The sequence below is a fragment of the Arthrobacter sp. ISL-69 genome, from assembly GCF_018613775.1.
In the GTDB taxonomy this organism is placed as follows: domain Bacteria; phylum Actinomycetota; class Actinomycetes; order Actinomycetales; family Micrococcaceae; genus Arthrobacter.
Window position 1 is genome coordinate 46,084 of record NZ_JAGGPO010000047.1, and the last position, 13,733, is coordinate 59,816.

General features: G+C 63.3%; 15 protein-coding genes. 8 read left to right on the forward strand and 7 right to left on the reverse strand.

What is annotated here, in order from left to right; all coding sequences use genetic code 11:
- Positions 1 to 8: 8 nt before the first annotated feature.
- The 4 genes from J7I79_RS22480 to J7I79_RS22495 are packed head-to-tail and all read right to left on the reverse strand — an operon-like array spanning position 9 to position 3,561.
- Positions 9 to 1,499 carry a chromosome partitioning protein ParA gene (locus J7I79_RS22480; RefSeq protein WP_214957208.1) on the reverse strand — a complete coding sequence of 497 codons (1,491 nt, stop codon included), beginning with the start codon at positions 1,497 to 1,499 and terminating at the stop codon, positions 9 to 11.
- A gap of 39 nt (positions 1,500 to 1,538) precedes the next feature.
- Positions 1,539 to 2,051 (reverse strand): hypothetical protein, encoded by a 513-nt coding sequence (locus J7I79_RS22485; RefSeq protein ID WP_214957210.1) that lies wholly within the window; start codon positions 2,049 to 2,051, stop codon positions 1,539 to 1,541.
- Positions 2,048 to 3,127 (reverse strand): CHAP domain-containing protein, encoded by a 1,080-nt coding sequence (locus J7I79_RS22490; RefSeq protein ID WP_214957212.1) that lies wholly within the window; start codon positions 3,125 to 3,127, stop codon positions 2,048 to 2,050. The genes J7I79_RS22485 and J7I79_RS22490 overlap by 4 nt, the downstream gene beginning before the upstream one ends.
- Complete coding sequence (locus J7I79_RS22495) at positions 3,127 to 3,561, reverse strand: hypothetical protein (protein WP_214957214.1); 435 nt, start codon at positions 3,559 to 3,561, stop codon at positions 3,127 to 3,129. Before J7I79_RS22495 ends, J7I79_RS22490 begins: the two co-directional genes overlap by 1 nt.
- 209 nt (positions 3,562 to 3,770) lie before the next feature.
- Between J7I79_RS22495 and J7I79_RS22500 the strand changes: the two genes are divergently transcribed.
- The 8 genes from J7I79_RS22500 (at position 3,771) to J7I79_RS22530 (ending at position 12,907) form a co-directional block, all read left to right on the forward strand.
- A complete protein-coding gene (locus J7I79_RS22500) occupies positions 3,771 to 4,094 on the forward strand; it encodes a helix-turn-helix transcriptional regulator (protein WP_214957216.1) in 324 nt (107 codons plus the stop codon).
- A gap of 95 nt (positions 4,095 to 4,189) precedes the next feature.
- Positions 4,190 to 4,411: a hypothetical protein gene (locus J7I79_RS22505; protein ID WP_214957218.1), complete on the forward strand. Its 222-nt coding sequence runs from the start codon at positions 4,190 to 4,192 to the stop codon at positions 4,409 to 4,411.
- A gap of 403 nt (positions 4,412 to 4,814) precedes the next feature.
- Entirely contained in the window at positions 4,815 to 5,840 is a 1,026-nt protein-coding gene (locus J7I79_RS22510; RefSeq protein ID WP_214957220.1) for a hypothetical protein, read from the forward strand.
- Positions 5,841 to 6,002: 162 nt separating this feature from the next.
- Positions 6,003 to 6,647 carry an AAA family ATPase gene (locus tag J7I79_RS22515; RefSeq protein WP_193591279.1) on the forward strand — a complete coding sequence of 215 codons (645 nt, stop codon included), beginning with the start codon at positions 6,003 to 6,005 and terminating at the stop codon, positions 6,645 to 6,647.
- Positions 6,638 to 6,937, forward strand: coding sequence for a hypothetical protein (locus J7I79_RS22520; RefSeq protein WP_214957222.1), 300 nt, complete (start codon positions 6,638 to 6,640; stop codon positions 6,935 to 6,937). Before J7I79_RS22515 ends, J7I79_RS22520 begins: the two co-directional genes overlap by 10 nt.
- Before the next feature lie 263 nt (positions 6,938 to 7,200).
- Positions 7,201 to 7,551 (forward strand): TnpV protein, encoded by a 351-nt coding sequence (locus J7I79_RS24430; protein WP_251043167.1) that lies wholly within the window; start codon positions 7,201 to 7,203, stop codon positions 7,549 to 7,551.
- Positions 7,552 to 7,880: 329 nt separating this feature from the next.
- Positions 7,881 to 12,602, forward strand: coding sequence for a helicase-related protein (locus tag J7I79_RS22525; protein WP_251043174.1), 4,722 nt, complete (start codon positions 7,881 to 7,883; stop codon positions 12,600 to 12,602).
- Positions 12,603 to 12,685: 83 nt separating this feature from the next.
- Positions 12,686 to 12,907 (forward strand): hypothetical protein, encoded by a 222-nt coding sequence (locus J7I79_RS22530; protein WP_214957225.1) that lies wholly within the window; start codon positions 12,686 to 12,688, stop codon positions 12,905 to 12,907.
- A 3-nt stretch (positions 12,908 to 12,910) separates the two neighbouring features.
- Here the strand turns inward: J7I79_RS22530 and J7I79_RS22535 are convergent, their stop codons facing one another.
- From J7I79_RS22535 to J7I79_RS22545, 3 genes are all read right to left on the reverse strand, one after another.
- Complete coding sequence (locus J7I79_RS22535) at positions 12,911 to 13,054, reverse strand: hypothetical protein (RefSeq protein WP_214957227.1); 144 nt, start codon at positions 13,052 to 13,054, stop codon at positions 12,911 to 12,913.
- Between the two features lie 9 nt (positions 13,055 to 13,063).
- The gene (locus J7I79_RS24435) at positions 13,064 to 13,225 is read right to left on the reverse strand and encodes a hypothetical protein (RefSeq protein ID WP_251043168.1); all 162 of its coding nucleotides are present in this window, start codon (positions 13,223 to 13,225) and stop codon (positions 13,064 to 13,066) included.
- 166 nt (positions 13,226 to 13,391) lie between these two features.
- The gene (locus J7I79_RS22545) at positions 13,392 to 13,667 is read right to left on the reverse strand and encodes a hypothetical protein (RefSeq protein WP_214957235.1); all 276 of its coding nucleotides are present in this window, start codon (positions 13,665 to 13,667) and stop codon (positions 13,392 to 13,394) included.
- Between the last annotated feature and the right edge of the window lie 66 nt (positions 13,668 to 13,733).

The window sequence follows — 13,733 nt, forward strand, 5'->3', positions numbered from 1 at the left end:
GGGTTGTTTTAGAAGCCGGCGGCTACGGCGGCCGCTGCGGCCAGCCATGCTCGCTGGGTGGCGGGCTGGAGGGCTTCATAGCGGATGGGGCCGTTGACCATGGCCGGATCGTAAGGAATCCGGACGACCGCCCGGACGAACGGTTCGAAGCCGTCCGCGATCCGCTGCGCCTCGTCCTTGGCCCGCTTCAGGGCGTCCCCGGTCATGCTGCGCTTGGCGTCGGTGGACTCAGAGACGATCACGACGGCGTTGCGTGCCAGTTCCGCGTCGTGGCCACCACGGGATTCGAGGGTCTGCAGCGTCAGCCGGGCGGCTTCGGCGCGGTCCTCGATGGCGGTCACAGGGACGACGAGCTGGTTGGTGTGGTCGATCATCCGACGCCAGTTTGCCGCCCGGGCGGTGTTGCCTGAGTCCATGACCACCAGCCGGTAGTACCGGGTGAGCACCTGGTGGGCGATATCGACTTCCTCAGCGGTGACTTCGTGATCGCCTTCTTCGTTCTCATCCGAGCGCAGAACGTCGAACTTGTCAGCGGTCTGGTGATGGACGAACTTGGCGATTTCGGCCGCGTTCGTTGAAGGTGACAGCAGCTCGGTGGAAGCATCGATGAGGTCCAGGACACTCCGGTCGTGGGAGCCTTTTTCCGTCCGCCACCCGAGGGTGCCTTGGGATTCGTTGTTGTCCCAGGCCACTGTGGCGGCCCCGCTGTAGCGGGCGAGGATGGCCGAGAGCATGACGACCGTGGGGGTCTTGTTCGCCCCGCCCTTGCGGTTCACCACCGCGATGGTGCGCGGGCCGGGCCAGTGCTGGCTGACAGTGCGAATGTCCTCCCGTTCGGAGAGTTCTTCCGTGGATGGGGCCATCCGGTATCCGAGTCGCGTGAGCGTTCCCCGCCAGCCCTGTGTTGCCGGTTCCAAAACCGGGGCGCTGACCAGGAACGAGGTTTCCTTCAGGCTGCGCCGGGTCAGCGGTGCTTCCGGGGCGGTTGCGGTTCTCTGCGGTTCTTCCGCGGCGGCCGAGGGCTGGGCTGGCTCAGGAGTCTCGGTTGATGGCTCGTTCTCGACGGGGTTGGGCGGCCATGGCTGGCGGTCCACCGTTGCTGCAGTGGTGGGCTGTGCGGGGACGGCTACTGGTTCAGGAGCAGCAACAGGGACCGTATCAATGACGGTTGGAGCGACGGTCTCGGGGGTGGTTTCCGGGGCCTCTGCCCGGCGGCGTGCCGGGCGCGGTTCGTAGGAGACGGATTCGATCTTGTTGTCCGGGTGCACGATCAGTTCCCCGTGTCCTTCGGGATCCTCGATCTGGACCCGGACGGGGCGCTGCAGTGTCTGCGCCTCGCCCACGACCAGGGCCAGGGCGTTGTTGCGGAGATCCTGTACAGAGTCCCCGGCAGGCACGACGCGGGAGTTACCCGCGACGACGACCTCAGCGGTCCCGTTGTCCCGGACGATGGCCCTGATGTTTGGAAAGGCCAGGACCTCGGTTGGTGTAGTACCCATGAACTTCTTCCTTACGTGTGAGATGGAGAGGTGCGGCGATTAGGATGTTGGTGGTGTGAGCCGGTTGACCTTCCACGGGGCATCCTTGCCCGTGCGGAGCAGCTGCAGGGTGTAGGTCCCGGCGTTGGTGGGGACCGCTGCCGTGACGCCGTAGCCGTTGGCTTCATCGACGCTCAGCGTGGCCGGACCAGTGACACGGTTGGTCGGGATGTTGGCTGGGTCCACGGCCGAGTAGTCGGCGGTGGCCTGCGGGGTGAGCCAGCGGGCAAGATCGTTGGCCCACTGCTGTTCCTCCACGGACGGGCGGGCGAAGTCCGCCATTGCCTTCTGGGCGACGTCCACCGCCTGATCCTTGCTGGCCTGATCCCAGGAGATGCCACTCGTTGCCGGGACTGTGCCGCCGGGTGCTTGCGGGCCGCTGTTGGCGCTCAGGGACACGGGCGAGGACGCTGTGGGGGTGGTGCCGGCTGATTCCGTCGGGGCGGTGTTCGCTGCCGGTGCGCACGCCGCGCAGAGCAGGACCATGGCGATGAGGGGCAGGGACTTTTTCACTTCTTCTCCTCTTGAGTGGGCAGGTACAGGAAAGCTGACGGGACGTTGTTGCTGACGGCCCGGGTGTAGTAGTTGTGGTCATCCGGGGGCGGGTTGCCGTTATAGCCCTCTTCGACGTAGGTCCCGTTGTCTTGGACTTCCTTGACCACGGCAACGTGGCCGAAGGTCGGGTCCGCTCCCCCTGCACCGGGCGCGTACCAGACGACCGCACCGACCCGGGGTGTATTGCCGGTGGGCCAGCCCTTGGCATCCCAACCGGCCTTCCATGTCAGGGCCGAGCCGAGGCCCTGCCCGTCCGGGCGGAAGGTGCCGTTGAGGACCTTGAACGGGGCACTGGTGGAACCCATCTGCTGGTTCACCCGCCACAGCGCGAAGTCCACGCACTCCCGGTTGTACATGCCCAGCGGCGAGGTGCTGGCAGTGTTCGCGCCGACCTGCAACCAGGTCGGAGCCTTTTTCCAGGGGTAGTCATCCCCGGCGCCGGACTGCCCCGGGATGGCGCAGTCGCTGCCTTCCAAGGAGAACTTTGAGTTCGAAAGTGCCTGGACGAGCTTGACGGCCTCGGGCCAGTACTTCTGGTAGTGGTACGGGTCGGCGTTGCGCTGGACCTTGTTACCGGCAATGGTCGGTTCCATGAGCTCCCAGCCGGGAACGGCCTGCAGGGCCTTGATGAAGTTCGTGGCGCTGGTGGCGGGGTTCATGCGGTCTGCGTAGGAGCCCCACGCGCCGTTGTCGCGCTGCTGGAACAGTCCTCTGGAATCAGGGCCGGGTCCGTCGCCGTGGTCCAGCACACTCAGCCCCGACTCCCCCAGGGAGACCATGACGCTGATCATCTGACCCTTCACGGACAGGTCCAGTGCCTTACCGGCACCCATGATCGCGGCGGCGTTCTTCAGCTGCTCTTCGGTGTAGCCATCGACCTTGGTGTTGCCGTCAATGACGACAGAAACAGCCGGGCCACAGTTGGCCTCAGCCGGCTTCGCGGGGGCTAACAACAGCAGCATGGTGAAGATCAGACCAAGGATCAGTCCGGGGATGGCAATGAGGGCCACCAGGCCAAGCGACTTACGCTGCATCAGGACAGTCCCCCGGCCCGATTGCGGACCAATGAATCCTTGAGCCGCAGAGGACCGGCGGCTTCTACGGTCAGGACGACGCCAGGGCGTCGAATCCTCAGCACCACGCCCGGGCGGGCATCCTCGAAGACTTCGGCCGCCCGGTGGGAGGTCAGTACGAACGCGTCCTTCAGGTCCGCGAGGACACCTCCCAGGGAATGCCCCAGCCCTGTACGGCGGGCAAGCTCGGCCTCGTAGGTCACGCAAGCGGCGCGGCCCTCAACGAACTCGCGCTCATCCATCAGTTCCAGAAGCTTATTGAGGACCCGTTCCTGCTGGTCAGATACGTCAAGTCCGGCGACCCAGGAACGGAATATTCCACGTTCCTGCACTGCTCGTTCGCGCAGTTGGCCGTGCATTGGCCATTCCGTGCCGAACGGTAACAACGTAGGCATGCTCTGTCCTCCCCCTGAACATCGTTTCCATACTTACCAGCAGCCACCGATCTTCTAAATCCAATCGATGGACCGCGCCATTGTCCCTGTATTTCCGCGAAACCGCTTGTCACAAGGACCCGGTGAGATGCACATCTCTCCCACGCCTAAGCCTAACATTAAATGTTAGTGTAATATCCAGGTGTGAACAAATACGGCAAAATAGGCAGGTGCCCCGATACGCCAAGCCCCTCGCCGCCATACAGCCACAAGCTGATGCGGCCATGAAGGCGTTCGGAATGAATCAGGTGCGCGCTGCGATAATTCGACATTTAGCGCTTCACCCGGGCGGGACTACCTCTGGGCAAATTACGCGCGAGCTGTCCGCGACATACCAGACCATATTCCGGCACTTGCAGGACTTGGAAGAGCAGGGCATTGTCACGTCGGATGCTGGTGATCAGCGCCAAGGTCAGAGGGTCGTCTACGCGCTCAACCGGGCCGCGCGCGACAAGGCCTTGGCGGACTACGCGGCATACCTCGACGGTCAGTAGGGCTTCTTCCGGGGCTGCTGGAGCCCGAAGATGATCTGCGACACGCCGCCGATCGGTACCGGTTCCGTCCCTGACATTAAGCGAGTATGTGAGGTATGAGCGCAAATATTCCATACGCAACCCCGAAGCTGGACGGCCTTCGCGTTGCTTTGCGTGGCCGTATTTCCCCAACTCAACACAAACGTGCGCACGAAGCGGCTAACCGCTACGGGCTGTCTGTCAGTGACTACCTGGGTGCGCTGATTGACCGTGACAACGGTCTACCCAACAAAATCGACAACAACGGCCAAGGGGCTCTTATCGACCGGGCCAGTTAACTAGGAAGGCCCGCACTAGGCGGGCCTTCAACAAGTTCTACGTTCAGATCTCGTTCTTGGCGGGATTCGATCTGAACTATTCAAGCTTCCTCTTGCGAGGACGCTCCCTTTGTCGCACCTTCTGCGCTCACAGAAAGTACTTATGCCTATGGTACCGGACCCCGGTTCCGCGTCAACGGTTGTCCGCGCGAGTGTCGGGCTGCAAAAAGCAGCCGAACGAGACCCCGAAAAACTGCACCTGACGCCCGAGAACGTGGCGGCCCTTGGTGCCGCCCTTCCCAGGACGGAAGGCACCACCGCCGATCCTGACTCCCCTACAGGTCGCAGCAAGCGACGCGCAGGACGTAAGGGCAAGCACAGGCCCAGGCGCGTACGGAAGGCGAAGGAGCGCAGCAACCGTGCCGTGTGGGCGGTCATTCCGGCAGGGCACAGGCCTGCCCGGCACATCGTCCGCTGGCTACGCAGCATTCAGGAGCTGGCAGAGTTCCAGCTGGCCCGCAAGGACCTGAAGGCGAACATCTGGCGGTTCGCCAACGCCGTCGCACAGTGTCCCGGCTTTGACCCCGCCAGTATGACCATCATGCCCATCTGGCAGCGCCTCCAGGAGCGGTTCGGATTCCCCTCCAAGAGCATTTCCAACTACTTCCGCCGGCTCAGGGATTGGGGCGTGCTGGCTGTGGTTGCCACGGGGCGCACAGCCGAGTTCACCCCTAAATCCAGCGGCCGCACCGAGAACGAAGCGGCCATCTATGTGCTGCTGGAAAAAGCCGAAGATCAGGGTGTGGAAAAAAGTAGCGTACCGGTGCCCACTAGGGCTGTTAATAACCCCCCGCACGCGCGGGCGGGCGAATCGTCAAATCCTCAAATGGATGCGGCTTCGCCGCAACCTTCTTTGAAGCGCGCCGCACAGCGGCACGAGGTCAATCACCAGCTGCTCAATCGGACAGAACCCCTCTGGGACCCGAACGCCACGACAGACGCCACGACCAAGCGTGAGCGCCGCGAGACTGAGCGTCTAGCCTCGCTGGAGCTTCAATTCAGGTCTTTCCCGCTGCAGCGCATCTCCACCGCGCATGTCGCCGCCATCTGCCGGCCTTTCTTCCGGGCCGGTTGGACAATCAAGGACATTCTTCACGCCATCGACTGGCGGCCGAATACCGATGCCAAGTACCACCATGACGGCGCCCACGGCGTGGGAAACACTGGGGCATGGCTGAAGTTCCGCCTGGGCAAGTGGATCCGCCATGACGGCGGTTTGTACCGCTCCCCCAGCCAAAAACGCGAGGCCGAACGGTCTCAACGCGCCGCTGAAACCCGGGCGGCCGCCGAACGCCGGGAACGTGCGCTGGCGGAACGTTCCAGCTACACGCCGCCCACCGTGCCCTGGAGAGAGCGCGTCGCCCGGATTCGCCAAGCCCAATTGGGCTGATAAACAGCCGGCCTGACAAGCGATATCGTTGTGATATCGTTTTGATATTAGTATCAAAACAGTTTCACTCTTATACTGTTTAGATATCTCCGCGAAACTACCCCAAAACAGTTTCAGTCTGATATCGCCGCAGTATCATTGCCCCGAAGAGAGGAAGACCCCATGCCAGTACTCCTTATAGCCAGTCAGAAGGGCGGGACAGGCAAGACCACGACGACCATCAACGTCGCGGCCGAGCTTGCCCGCAGAGGACGTGACGTCCTGATCGTTGACTGCGACAAGAGCGTTCAGTCCGCGTCCACGTGGGCCGCTGATCGCGCCCAGGATGAGTCACTCCCCCGCGTCCACGCCATCCAGAAGACCGGCAATGTCCGGGAAGCACTGAAAGACCTGAGTGCCAGGTACGACTATGTGATCGTGGACGCTCCCGGGCACGACAGCCAGGAAATGCGGACGGCCATGACCGTCGCGGACCTGATGCTCATCCCGGTGCGGCCCTCACAGTTCGACCTGGACACCATGCCCGGCATGGTCGAGCTCATCGAGACGGCCAAGGACATGAATCCGAAGCTCAAAGTCGCTGCCCTGCTTACCCAGGTGCCCACCTACTCCTCTGCGACTGAAGAGGATGAAGCCAAGGACTTTCTGCAGGACTACCCGCAGATCCCGCGTATCGACGCCGCACTGAAGATCAGGAAGGCCTATCGGGACAGCATCCCGGCCGGCAAGGGCGTCATCGAGATTTCGAACGGATCGGCCAAGGCCGAAGTGCAGGTACTAGTGAAGGAGATTGAGGAATGGCTATAAAGAAACGCGACTCCCGCGCAGTGGCATCCACCGCGGTGGCCGGGGACGAAGACGCCGTGGCCCGGAAGGCCGACGAGTTCGGGAAGGGCGGATACGCGCCGGAAGTGGTTGAGGCTCCCCTGGATCCCAACGCGCCAATTGGCCCGCAGGGCATCCTTTTCAGGATCAACGACTACCAGAAGCAGCTGCTCAAGGAATCGGCAGACGCTGACAGGCGTAGCCAGCAGAAGCTGCTTGAATCCATCATCTGGCCGGAACTGGAACGCCGGAAAGCGGAGCGCAACCAGTAGCACCATAGTATCCTCGTGATATCAGATCAGTATCGCCCCGGTATCCCACGAATGGCGTCGTCCGGGCATCCGTTGGACGACCGATCCCCGCCATCGCGGGGGAGTAGTCCTCCTGTGACAGGTAATACGGGTGAATCCCCGCTAGCGTGACCTTCGGGACCACACGAGGCACCAGGGGGAGAAGTCCATGGCGGGGCGAAAGAAACAAATTGATGGCCAGTTGAGCTTTGAAGCTCTTTGGGCGGCACCAGAGGAGGATCGCAATGAACAAGTACGGCAGGCAGGCTCAGGAAGCCTGGAAGACAGCCAGTCCCACGCGCTACAGCCAGATACAGAACCCGGAGGACTTCTTCACCAAGCTGGGGGAGGAAGCCCAAGAACAAGTGGACGGGCTGCTGATCAAGCTCGCGGGGCCGGACCCAAAGGGGGAGGGCTACCTGGAGAAGGTAGGCAGGTTGAACGCAGCGCGGAACCAGGCCGAGGAGATCGTTCGCTACGACCTGCTTTCGCCGCCGGAGACGGAGGACGAGGAGGACGAGTACGTGAACCCGAGTATTCAGGAGTACCTGGACTCGATGGCGGAAGCGGACAAGCTGCGCGAGCAGCTCTACTAGAAAGCGGGACGGGCAGGTTCCGCCCGTCTTCCCAGGACGACCTTGCCCCACCCGGCGCCCGTAGCCGTATCCGGGCGAACCTTGAAGCCCTCGAGGTGCTGCAGACGCTGCAGGATGAGGACCGGCAGGCCACGGAGGCTGAGAAGGCGTCACTGGCGCGGTGGGGGAGTTGGGGAGCGCAAGGCGTCTTCCAGATATTCGATGAAAACCGGGAGGAATATGCCGGGGACCGTGAGCATCTGCGCAGCCTCCTGACCGAGTCCGAGTACGACGCCGCGCGGCGGACCACGATCAACGCCCACTACACGGACGCTGCCTACGTCCAAGCCATGTGGTCAACCGTGCAGGAACTGGGCTTTAACGGCGGCACTGTTCTGGAACCGGGATCCGGGGTTGGAACCTTCATGGGCTTTGCCCCTGACACCGCCACGATGACCGGTGTGGAGCTGGACCCGACCACGGCGGCCATCTCCCAGGCCATCTACCCCGAGGCCACCGTCCGTGCCGAGTCCTTTGCCGATACCAAGCTGCCGACCGGGCACTTCGACCTTGCTATCGGCAACGTGCCCTTCGCCAACGTCAAGCTGCACGATCCTCGCCACAACGCCGGCGGCCACTCGATCCACAACCATTTCATCCTCAAATCCTTGGAACTGACCCGCCCGGGCGGGATGGTGGCTGTGCTGACGTCCAGCTTCACGCTGGACGGCACGAACCCGGCAGCCCGCAGGGAAATGAACCATCTGGCCGACCTCGTGGGCGCTGTCAGGTTGCCCACCGGCTCCCACCGGAAGGCAGCCGGCACGGACGCCATGACGGACCTGTTGATCTTCCGCCGCAGGGAACCTGGCCAGGAACCGGCCTCCACTCTTTGGGAGACCGTCACAGCCCGTCGGATCGACGGGACTATTACCCGCCTGAACTCCTACTTTGACGAGTACCCCGAACGCCTGTTGGGCGAGCTGCACGTCAGCCATGGCATGTACGGGGCCGAGACCCTGCAGCTGACCACGGACGACCTCTCAGCCGTCCCGGTGCGCCTGAACACTGCCCTGGCTGATGTCGTTAACGAAGCCCGGTCCGCGGGCATGGTCATGACCGAGCGGACCGTCGAGCAGGAACGCCAGCGTGCCGCCTACGTACCGGCCGCCACCCACGAATGGGACGGCCACATCAGCGCCAAGGACGACGGCTTCACCGTTGTCCAGAACGGCTCCCACGCCGACCTCGCAGTACCTAAAACCCAGGCCGCTGAACTCCGAGCCCTGCTGGGGCTGCGCGACGCCGGACGGACGCTGCTCACCGCAGAAGCCGAAAGCCGCGACGACACCGCCGACATTGGTTCCCTGCGTGAGGACCTGAAGACGGCCTACAGTCAGTACGCGGACACCTACGGGCCGATCAACCGCTTCACGCTCCGGGACACCGGCCGCGTGGATGAAGAGACGCAGGAGCCCATCCAGGCCCGCATCACGCCACGGGCAGTTTCCATCGTCTCCCGTGACCCGTTCGGGCCGCTGGTCATGGCCTTGGAGAACTTCGATGAAGCCACGCAGACAGCCTCCCCGGCTGCCCTGCTCTCCAGCCGTCAGGTCCAGCCCCGCCGCCCGGTCCTTGGTGTGGACACCGCCGAAGAAGCCCTCACCGTCACCCTCGATACCGTGGGAGAGGTTGACCTGGATTACGCCGCGTCCCTGCTGGGCATCAGCCGGGACGAAACACGGGCCGCCATGGGGGAGAGCATCTACGAGGTCCCCGGCACCGAGGAGACCTACCAGACCCGGGCCGAGTACCTGTCCGGGAACGTGCGGGAAAAGCTGGAAGTCGCCCAAGCGGCCGCGCTCTCGGACGACAGGTACGCCGCCAACGTCCAGGCCCTCACCGAAGCCATGCCGGAACCGCTGCGCATGGACGAAGTGGAAGCCCGTCTCGGCGCGGTCTGGATCGACGCCGGCACCCACCAGGAGTTCGTCCGGGAAATCCTGAATGACCCCTACGCCACCGTCTCCAATGCCGCCGGGTCCATGTGGGACGTCAAAGCCAACCGCCATACCCTTGCGGCCACCAGCAACTGGGGCACCCAGCGGATGCCCGCGTCTGACGTCCTCAAGCAGGTCCTGGAACAGCGGCCCGTCCGCGTCACTGATGAAGGCGAGGACAAGCGCCGCATCCTGAATCCCACCGAAACCGCAGCAGCCCAGGAGAAAGCCCAGCTGCTGCAGGAGCGTTTCAGCGAGTGGGTCTGGGAGGAACCAGAACGGGCCACCCGCCTCATCGACGAGTACAACCGCCGCTTCAATTCCATCGTGCTGCGCGACTACAGCACCGAGGGGGAGCGGCTGACCCTGCCCGGCATGGCCAAGGACTTCTCCCCACGCCCGCACCAGCGCGCGGCCGTGGCCCGGATGCTCTCGGAACCTGCCGTGGGACTGTTCCACCAGGTAGGTGCCGGAAAGACCGCCGAGATGGTCATGGGCGTCATGGAGCTGCGGCGCCTGGGCATGGTCAACAAGCCAGCCGTCGTGATCCCGAACCACATGCTGGAACAGTTCGCCCGCGAATGGCTCCAGATTTACCCCCAGGCCCGCATTCTTGCCGCATCATCGGGCGACCTCGCAGGGGACAACCGCCGCCAGTTCGTCGCCCGCGCGGCCGCCAACGAGTGGGACGCCGTGGTCATGACCCGCACAGCTTTCCAGCGCGTCAGCCTCAGCCCCGAAGCCGAAGCTGCCTACATCAACGCTGAAGTCATCCAGATGCGGGCCGAGCTGGAAGCCGCGAAAGAGAACGGCCAGGACAATGGCCGCGCCAACGCCAGCATCGTCAAACGCCTGGAAAAGGCCGTCCTGTCCCAGGAAGAAACCCTCAAAGCCAAACTCGACACCCCCGCAGACCCCGGGATCAGCTTTGAAGAGACCGGCATTGACTACCTCGTCGTGGACGAGCTGCACGACTACAAGAACCTCCGGACCCCGAGCAACATCCCCGGCGCCGGAATCCAAGGCTCCAACCGTGCATCCGACCTCCACATGAAGACCGAGTTCCTGCGCCAACGCGAAGGACGCCGCGTGATCACCGGAGCCACGGCAACACCCATCGCCAACTCGGTCACAGAAATGTACGTCATGCAGCGCTACCTGCGCCCGGACCTGCTCCGGGCCACCGGGATCCAGGACTTCAACACCTGGGCCGCCACGTTCGGCCAGGTGGTCGAGGAAATGGAACTCTCCGTAGCCGGCGGTGACCGGTTCAAGCTCAAGAGTCGGTTCGCGAAGTTCCAGAACGTCCCCGAGCTGCTGAAAATGTTCCACACTTTTGCGGACGTCAAAACCGCCGAAGACCTGAAACTGCCCGTCCCGGCCCTTGCCCCGCGCGACGGCGACGGGTTGCGGCAGCCGAACATGCTGGCCGTGGAGCCCAGCCCCGAGCTGCGCGAATACATCCAGGACATCGGGAACCGCGTGGACCGTATCCAGCAACGGCTGGTGGACTCCGAGGAAGACAACATGCTCAAAGTCTCCTCAGACGGCCGCAAGGCCGCCCTGGACATGAGACTCGTTGACCCCACGCTCTCCCAGCAGGGCCCCACGAAGATCAGCGCGACCGCTGACCTGCTGGCCAGCGTGTACGAAGAACACAAGGACCGCATCTACACCGACCCGAAAACCGGCGAGCCGGACCCGGTTCCCGGTGCCCTGCAGCTGGTCTTCTGTGACTTCGGCACACCATCTGAGCGGTGGAACGTGTACGGCGAACTCAAAGACCAGCTCCGCCGCCGAGGCGTACCTGAACACATGGTCCGGTTCATCCACGAAGCCAAGAACGACACCGAGAAGGGCCGGCTCTTTGCCGCCGCCCGTTCCGGCCAGATCGCCGTGCTGGTGGGATCGACCTCGAAAATGGGTGTCGGGACGAACATTCAAAAACGTGCCGTGCACCTGGTGGACATGGACGCCCCGTGGCGGCCCTCCGACGTCGAGCAACGCCACGGCCGCATCATGCGCCAGGGAAACCTGAACCCCGAGGTCCGCATCTCCCAAGTGGTGACGAAGGAATCCTTCGACTCCTTCATGTGGCAGGGACTTGAACGCAAGTCCCGGTTTATCAACCAGATCATGCGCGGCCGCCTGGACGTGCGGGAAATCGAGGACATCGGGGACAACACCCTGAACTTCGCCCAGGCAAAAGCCATCACCAGCGGTAACCCGCTGGTGCTGGAAAAAGCCGTCGCAGACCAGGAACTTGCCCGGCTGAGCCGTCTGGACCGGGCCTACAACCGCAACATGGTTGCCGTGGCCCACACCAAGCGCGGTGAGCAGTCTGCGGCCGAGGCCGCGTCCCATGACCTGCCCCTGATCCAGGCGGCCGCCGGCCGGACCGTTGACACCACCGCGGATGCCTTCGCAGCCAGCATCGACGGCAAAACCCTCGACAACCGGGGCGACGCCGCCGAAGCGCTCCGCGCATGGGCAGGTAAACACGGCCACCGGCTCATGAACCTCTACGGATATGACGAGCTCGGAACCATCGCCAACCTTGGTGGCCACGAACTCCGCGCCAAACTCGTGCCCGCACGCGACCTTGACCACGCCACCGTCGAAGTACGCATCGAAGGAGTGCCCAGGGCAACCACCCAGATTGCCCGAAGGAGCCTGCTTTCAGCTGATATCGGCACCATCAGGCAGCTTGAGAACAGGGTTTCCTCCCTGCCACGACTGATAGCCGACGTCGACAGACGCCGACAGGAAGCTCTCTCCCGCGTCGAACAGGCAGAAAAGGCACTGGCGGAACCCTTCAAGTACGCCGACGCCCTCAAAGCCGCCCGGGGGGAGTCCGCACGCATCGACCAGCTCATGGCCGACGCGGCAAAGCCAGAAGAACCGGAAAAGCCCGAACCCGCGGCCGAAATCGACCCCCGGATGGAAAAGATGCAACGGCTAATGAATGCATCATTCCCGCCACAGCCAGGCACCCCGGCCTCCACGGCCACGGCCGCCCAACAGGGGACACGCGAACAGCGCCGCCAGCAACAACCCGAATACGGGCGCTGAAGCCCGTCCCGGGCATACGAAAGCCCTGCACAGCCCAAAAGCTGTGCAGGGCTTACTTATGTTTCTCGCGCGAGGAAACCAAAGTGATTCACCATCTTGATGCTGCTAGATCGAGCCTTCCCACGCCCGTGCTGGGATATCGACGCATGTCTATTGGTATGGACCCAAATGAACAGAACGAGAGTCAGCCTGAGAACCGCAGCGCCAATTGGATGGAGGTGCTTTTGTTTGGCGGCGCAATCCACCTGATCGAAATTGGTATGGATCGGCTCGGAGTATTGGTCGGCCTCATACCCCCGGGCTAAGAGTCACTGCGTACGGATAACGATGAGTTTGTGTTCGTCGGGGATCCGCTGCAGTAGCGCGGCGTGCGCTGTGGTGTAGTCCTCCCCAACTGCCGTTATGCGCTCTTGGCTGCCGTCGGGGGCTTCAATGGTGCCTGTTATTTCCACTGATCCAGCCTAGTTGCCGTGGGCCCGCGCTTGTTCAGAAATCCGGCGCCACAACACGAAAACCACCAGGCTATTCAGGAAAGTGATGAAGACATCGCCCGCAGCCGGTCGGCCGATGGCGAGATCCAGGGCAACCAGCACCAGAGATCCCGTTGTAGCAACGGTGAACACAACGGCAAGGATCCACAGGGCTCGCGATGACAGCCGCCCGCTACCGTGCCGCACTCGGTCATGGCGGCCGGGACACGGGGCCGGATCATTCATGCCCCCACCCTACTCAGGAGGAAGTGCCAGGGCCGGAATTGGTGGGGGCATGAATGATCCCCGATCACGTCCGCTAGTTGTCCGTGATGGATTCCAACAGCCACTGCTCCGCCAGCGGGTCCCGCCGCAGCTCGAAGGTCCGCAGCGCCGCCGACGAGGTGCCTAGACGGACCTGTACCCGCCAATGCTCAATGTCCACGACGTTCCCGACGCCTACGGGGACAGTCCGCTGGGTCTGCCACCAGGAATCCCTGGTGAACCAGTGGAGCGGCTCTGCCGCCACAGCCCATACCCGCCCGTCGTAACGGACCGCCAGGGGAGTGCCTGCCGCCGTAAACCGGACGTCCACGGGAGCGTCGAGGCTCGTTTCACTTACTGCTGCTGTCACGGTTGGTCCGCTCTCCCAAATTCCTGT